Here is a 6,135-nt window from a genome sequence, read left to right as displayed (position 1 = left end):
CAGCGCCGATGATAGTGTGGCATTTGCCATGTGAAAGTAGGACATCGCCAGGCTCTAAATTCAGTCGCAAGACTTTAAATTAAAAATAATAAGAAAATCAAACAGAATTTTCTTGGTGACAATAGCGTTTTGGACCCACCTGACCCCATGCCGAACTCAGTAGTGAAACGAAACAGCGCCGATGATAGTGTGGCATTTGCCATGTGAAAGTAGGACATCGCCAGGCTCCCAATTAAAGAAACCCGTTGCAGCAATGCAACGGGTTTTTTGCGTGTGTCGTCGCGCTTTTACATCGCGTGATAGACTCGTGGACGTACAACCCATGACGCGGGATAACTGCTACGTGACAAGGCCGCCCCAATACGTTTGTAGTTGCGATTTTACATCGCGGCTAACGTAGCAGTATTAAATTCGCTCACTACAGCAGGAGCTGGTCACTATTCACCTTGCTTCTGCTCTGCTTTGGCAAGCTGAATATATTTGGTTTCAACTAGTTGAGATAAGGGAACAAGTTGATAACCTTGTTTTTCTAGCTCAGGTAAGGCTTTTTGTAAGAAAGCAACGGTTTCTGGGTAAGGGTGGGCTATCGCTATTGCATAGTTAAAGTGTTCGGCTTTAACTTTTAGTTCTTCAAGCTGCTGTGTCAATTGCTGTGTAGTCACTACGTTATCAAGAAATACATGCCTTGAGACATTCGCTACACCGTAAAAGTTAGCTGCATTTTGTGCTTCGCTTTGACTTGTTGTTCGGCTATCTAAAAAGTACAAGCCACGTTTTTTTAAAACTTCCATGGTCCATTTCATGGGCTCTGTTAACTGTGTTAGCTCTGATCCCATGTGATTATTTACACCTTTCACCTGTGGAAGCGATGCAAGCGCGTGCCCAAGTGTGGCTTGTAATTCTGGCTTGCTCATCGATTCTGTAAGAGCGCCTGGTCCAAGTGCTTTGCTGTTATCGAGAGCCTGCATAGGAATGTGTAGTAAAAGTTCTTTATTTATTTTACTGGCGCGTTCAGCAAACGTTTGAGCATAGGGGGTATGGGGCAAGACTGAGAAAGTGACTTGCCCCGGTAAGTTTAAAATATCAAGATCGCGTTGGTGGTAGCCTATATCATCAATGACGATAGCAATTTGTTTTGCAGAGCAAAACATTGGCAAACATACTGCGAGTAGTAACCCTTTTAATAACTTCACTTGTTGTAATTATTTTTTCCATGTAGGCACTCACTTACTGCACGATTAAGAGTTGCTGGGCAGTGAGTTGTTTTTTATCTTGTCTATCAAGTAGTGAGCTGAATAAAGCTAACTCTTGGATGTTTTTTATTATAGCGTCTTGGTTAATTTCTGAAAGTATTGTTTGATTTATACTCACATCAGGTGTGACTCCCTTTCCTTCTATTGATTGACCTGTCGGGGTGTAATAGCGAGCAGTCGTCAATTTTAGTGCTGTGTTGCCATTACCTAGAGGGATGAGTGATTGTACAGAGCCTTTACCGTAAGTTGTCTCGCCGATTAGTGTTGCTCGTTCATTATCTCTAAGGGCCGCTGCTAATATTTCCGCTGCAGACGCTGAGTTTTCGTTTATCAATACCGCAATGGGGGCGCCATTTAGGATATCGCCATCATGAGCTTGATAATGTTGATTTGCTTCATTAAATCGACCTTTGGTTGAGACGATAACTCCGGTATCCAAGAATAAATCGGATACTTCAATTGCACCTTGCAATGTGCCACCAGGATTATCACGCAAGTCGATAATTAGCCCTGATAGTGGAAATCCGTTATTCATCTGCATTTTTGCTATCTCACGCGCAACATCGTGCAAGGTATGGTTGTTGAATGTATTGATACTTAACAGGGCTACACCTGTGTCTGCAAGGTAGCCATGCACGCTTTCTAAGTTGATTTGTTGGCGTTTGATAGAAAAACTGAGCGGGGTATCTTGTTCACGTAAAACTGAAACATCTACCGCTGATTGACCGCTTTGTTGAATAAGCTTTGCTATTTCACTCATACTTTTATTAGCGATAGGCTGTTGATTTATAGCAATCACTCTATCGTTTTCTTTTAATCCTGCTAGTGCAGCGGGGGAGTTGCTAATAGTATTAACAACAACGACATGCCCTTGTTCTATTTTTACTTCTATGCCAATACCTGTGTAGCGGCCGCTCGTACTGCTGAAAATGGCGTCTAGTTCTGTTTCATCTAAGTATTTTGAGTAGGGGTCTAAGCGCTCAAATAAGGCTTCTATTTGTTGGTTATCGGGTTGAGTAATAAAGGTATTCTGTAACTTGAGGTCATCCACATAATAGGTATGTATATTAAATAGAATTTCATTTAACTGTTGTGTATGAAGCGCTTTAAGTGATGGTTTAGCATTAACCAAAGACGGTTGCAGTAATAAATATACGAAGGCTATAAGCAATAGAAACGGCAGCCAAGTGTATAGCTTGGCTGAAGGAGAGTATAATTTAAATGGGTAAATAGTGTTTAGCATCAGCTGCTCCTCATAGGGTGCAGCTATTTAATCAATTAAATACGTCTGCACCATTTTACAGGATTTACTGCGCGTCCTTTATGGCGTATTTCAAAGTATAGACCAGGATCTGATTGTCCGCCGCTTTGGCCAACTAAGGCTATAGTTTCGCCTTCTCTGACAAGATCGCCCACATCACGAAGTAAAGTTTGGGCGTGGCCGTATAAGCTCATAAAACCATCGCCATGATCAATAGCAATCACCCAGCCAAAGCCATTTAACCAGTCTGCATACACAACTTGACCATTTTGCACGCTTTTGACATCACTACCTTCTCTAGCGCCAATGAGAACGCCTTTCCAGTCAATATTACCGTGCTTACGCTGTCCAAAGCTGTAACGAATTTTTCCCTTTGTTGGCCAGTCAAGTTTACCTTTACTGCTTTGCAAGCCAAGTAGCTCAACCTTTTTTGAGCGTTCTCTTTCTAACTCTTCTATGGCGGTGATAAGCGTTTGTTCATTTTCTTTTAGGTAATCAATTGAGCTTTTTGTTTCTTTTAGGGCTGATTGTAATTTGTTGAGGTTGCTCTTACGGTCTTGTTGCGCGCTGACAAGTGCTTGTTGTCGCGCCTTTTGCTCGTTATGCAATTCAACAAGACGTAACTTGGTTTGCTCAAGTTCTGCTTGGTTATCCGCAATTTTGATTTGTAGCGCCTTAAGCTCTTCAAGCTGCGCTATTCGTGCTTTATTTAAGTAGTTATAGTAACTGAGTGTGCGCTCAATTTTTGCGGTGTCTTGCTGGCTTAAGAGCATTTTTGAATAATCATGGCCACCAGACATATAAGCACTTTTTAGTTGGGCTGCTAGCACAGCTTGACGTTCAGCTTGCTCTTGCTTTAATTGTTTGGCTTTATCTTGAAGTTTAGCTTGTTGTTGCTCGTTCTCTTTAACTGACTGTGCAGCGAGATTCAGCGCTTTTGCATTTTTAGCTATTTCTAACTCGTGGCTACGAAGTGCACTACGCATGTCAGAAATAGACTTCCTTTGTCCTTTAAGGTCAGCTTGCGATTTTTGCAAAGCTGATTGAATTTCGGATAGGTCTTTTTTGGTTTGATCTTCATTAGCAGCAATTCCTGTTGCTGCTAATGAAGCCAGTATTAAACCAGTTTTTAGGAAGTGGTTAATACGTTTTCTCATTGTTTATTTCAGCGTCATAATTGGTTTGCCAGTCATTTCGCTTGGCTGCTCAAGACCCATTAAGTGAAGCATTGTTGGAGCAACGTCACTCAGTGTTTTACCATCGTGAGGTGTCGCGTCACGGCCCACGTAAATAAAGGGAACTGGTTCACTGGTATGGGCTGTATGTGCTTGACCCGTTGCAGGGTTGGCCATTTGCTCAGCATTACCGTGGTCAGCTGTGATTAACGCTTCACCACCGTGCTCTTCAAGTGCAGAAATTACACGGCCTATACAGTGATCAACAGCTTCACATGCTTTGACAGCCGCTTCGAATACGCCTGAGTGTCCAACCATATCGCCGTTAGGGTAGTTGCAGATAATGGCATCGTATTTACCGCTGGCAATTGCTTCAACAAGTTTGTCGGTTAGCATTTCTGAGTTCATTTCAGGTTGCAGATCGTAAGTAGCCACTTGTGGTGATGGAATTAATTCACGAGTCTCGCCAACAAATTCATCTTCACGGCCGCCACTAAAGAAAAAGGTGACGTGTGCATATTTTTCTGTTTCAGAGATGCGCAGTTGCGTTTTGCCTTGTTTCTCGAGCCATTCACCTAAAACGTTTGTTAAAGGCTCAGGTGCAAATGCAACAGGGGCTTTAATATCGGCAGCGTACTCTGTCATCATTACAAAACCACTAAGAGCAGGGGCTTTCTTTTTTTCAAAACCATTGAAGTCAGCGTCAACAAACGCGCGGGTCATTTCACGAGCGCGATCAGCTCTGAAGTTGGCAAAAATAATTGTGTCACCATCGTTAATTTCTACTGCTGATTGGCCATCAGGCACAATTGTTGTAGCCGCGACAAATTCATCATTTTCATCACGCTCGTAGGCAGCTTCGAGTGCGCTAACACCGTCGCTAAAACTGTGACCAGCAATACCACTCACCATAACATCATAAGCTGCTTCGACACGATTCCAGCGGTTGTCTCTATCCATTGCATAGTAACGACCCACTAAGGTTGCTAAGCGACCACAGTTAAGCTTTGCAAATAGTGTTTCAATTCGCTCAATAGAGGCTTTAGCACTGCGTGGTGGCGTATCACGACCATCCAAGAAAGCATGGAAGTATACTTCTTTGGCACCGCGCTCAGCTGCAAGCTCGATAGTAGCAACGATATGATCTTCATGGCTATGAACGCCACCTGGGCTTAAAAGTCCCATGATATGAACAGCTTTACCTGCATTGACTGCTTTATCGATGTTTTCAACAAGAGCAGGGTTGTGAGCGAACTCACCATCTTCAATCGCTTTAGTGATACGCGTAAAATCTTGGTAGACAATGCGGCCAGCACCCAAGTTAACATGACCTACTTCTGAGTTACCCATTTGTCCTTGTGGTAAACCAACATCAAGGCCAGACCCTGAAATGAGTGTATGAGGGCGCGTTGCCCAAAGTTCATCGAGTACAGGGGTATTAGCAGCAAGTATTGCATTACTTTCAGTGTCTTCACGGTATCCCCAACCGTCTAAGATCATTAATACCAATGGTTTTTTATGCTCTGTCATTATCGCTCCTGAAGATTGGCACTTATATACCATTAGCATACCGTGTTTTATGGTTTTGATCAGCTATCAATATGTCATATTAAAATATTTCACGCTCTAGTATTTTCGATTCAAGCACGTATACTTGCGTGGCATATTTTAATAACCCCATGGTAAGTCGCCGTGGTCGTAGATATCTTAGTGGAAAACGCATGGATCAATACATTGAATTTGTCGGTAATCATCCGATATTGAGCATTATCTGGCTTGCATTGGTGGCAATGCTTATCAGTAGCTGGTTTAAAAGTAAATTTTCAGCAATTCGTCAAATTAATCCACAACAAGTGACTTTGTTGATTAACCGTGAAGATGGCCAAGTTGTTGATATTAGAGCTCAAAAAGAATTTAACTCGGGTCATATCGCCGGTGCAACACACCTTAGCTCAGAAAAGGCAAAACAATCTGATTTTTCAAGCCTTGAAAAGTTCAAGAGTAAACCCATTATACTAGTATGTAGCACGGGCATGACCGCCTCAGGTATCGCAACTGCAATGCATAAAGCAGGATTTGAACGTGTATATGTATTATCGGGTGGTATGGGTGCTTGGCAATCGGCCAGTTTACCAACGACAACCGGTCGCTAATAGCATCACGTAGCAGCCCAATAGAGGATTTATTATGAGTAACGTTGTTCTTTACACCAAGGCGTACTGCCCTTTTTGCCAACGCGCATTAGCTTTACTAGACAGTAAAGGTGTAAGTTATACGAACATTGATATTGGTGAGCATCCTGAACGTCGTGACGAAATGATCGACAAAGCCAATGGTGGCTATACAGTGCCGCAAATTTTTATTAATGATGAACATATTGGCGGTTGCGACGACATGATGGCGATAGAAGCACAAGGTCTATTAGACGCTAAGCTGAACGCTTAAA

Annotated in this window: 6 protein-coding genes and 1 rRNA gene; 3 read left to right on the top strand and 4 right to left on the bottom strand. The window is 42.6% G+C overall.

Going from position 1 to position 6,135, the window contains the following annotated elements:
- Nucleotides 1–111 precede the first annotated feature (111 nt).
- Nucleotides 112–226: ribosomal RNA gene (gene rrf, locus NYF15_RS06505) — 5S ribosomal RNA — on the top strand.
- A 211-nt stretch (nucleotides 227–437) separates the two neighbouring features.
- On the opposite strand, the gene NYF15_RS06500 is transcribed toward rrf, so the two are convergent.
- The 4 genes from NYF15_RS06500 to gpmM form a co-directional block, all read right to left on the bottom strand.
- Nucleotides 438–1,151 carry a divergent polysaccharide deacetylase family protein gene (locus NYF15_RS06500; RefSeq protein ID WP_371353114.1) on the bottom strand — a complete coding sequence of 238 codons (714 nt, stop codon included), beginning with the start codon at nucleotides 1,149–1,151 and terminating at the stop codon, nucleotides 438–440.
- A 76-nt stretch (nucleotides 1,152–1,227) separates the two neighbouring features.
- Nucleotides 1,228–2,496, bottom strand: coding sequence for a S41 family peptidase (locus tag NYF15_RS06495; RefSeq protein WP_371353108.1), 1,269 nt, complete (start codon nucleotides 2,494–2,496; stop codon nucleotides 1,228–1,230).
- Nucleotides 2,497–2,531: 35 nt separating this feature from the next.
- Nucleotides 2,532–3,671: a murein hydrolase activator EnvC gene (locus NYF15_RS06490; protein WP_371353107.1), complete on the bottom strand. Its 1,140-nt coding sequence runs from the start codon at nucleotides 3,669–3,671 to the stop codon at nucleotides 2,532–2,534.
- A gap of 3 nt (nucleotides 3,672–3,674) precedes the next feature.
- A complete protein-coding gene (gene gpmM, locus NYF15_RS06485; protein WP_371353106.1) occupies nucleotides 3,675–5,219 on the bottom strand; it encodes a 2,3-bisphosphoglycerate-independent phosphoglycerate mutase in 1,545 nt (514 codons plus the stop codon).
- Between the two features lie 191 nt (nucleotides 5,220–5,410).
- On the opposite strand from gpmM, the gene NYF15_RS06480 reads away from it, so the two are divergent.
- Nucleotides 5,411–5,842, top strand: a complete 432-nt coding sequence (locus NYF15_RS06480) for a rhodanese-like domain-containing protein (protein WP_371353105.1) — start codon at nucleotides 5,411–5,413, stop codon at nucleotides 5,840–5,842.
- 34 nt (nucleotides 5,843–5,876) lie between these two features.
- Nucleotides 5,877–6,134 (top strand): glutaredoxin 3, encoded by a 258-nt coding sequence (gene grxC / locus NYF15_RS06475; protein ID WP_062570055.1) that lies wholly within the window; start codon nucleotides 5,877–5,879, stop codon nucleotides 6,132–6,134.
- Nucleotide 6,135 lies beyond the last annotated feature (1 nt).

Source organism: Pseudoalteromonas sp. 68 DY56-GL68, from assembly GCF_041414825.1.
Classification (GTDB): domain Bacteria; phylum Pseudomonadota; class Gammaproteobacteria; order Enterobacterales; family Alteromonadaceae; genus Pseudoalteromonas.
Note: the sequence above shows the minus strand (reverse complement) of the source record. Positions and strands in the feature narration are given on the sequence as shown.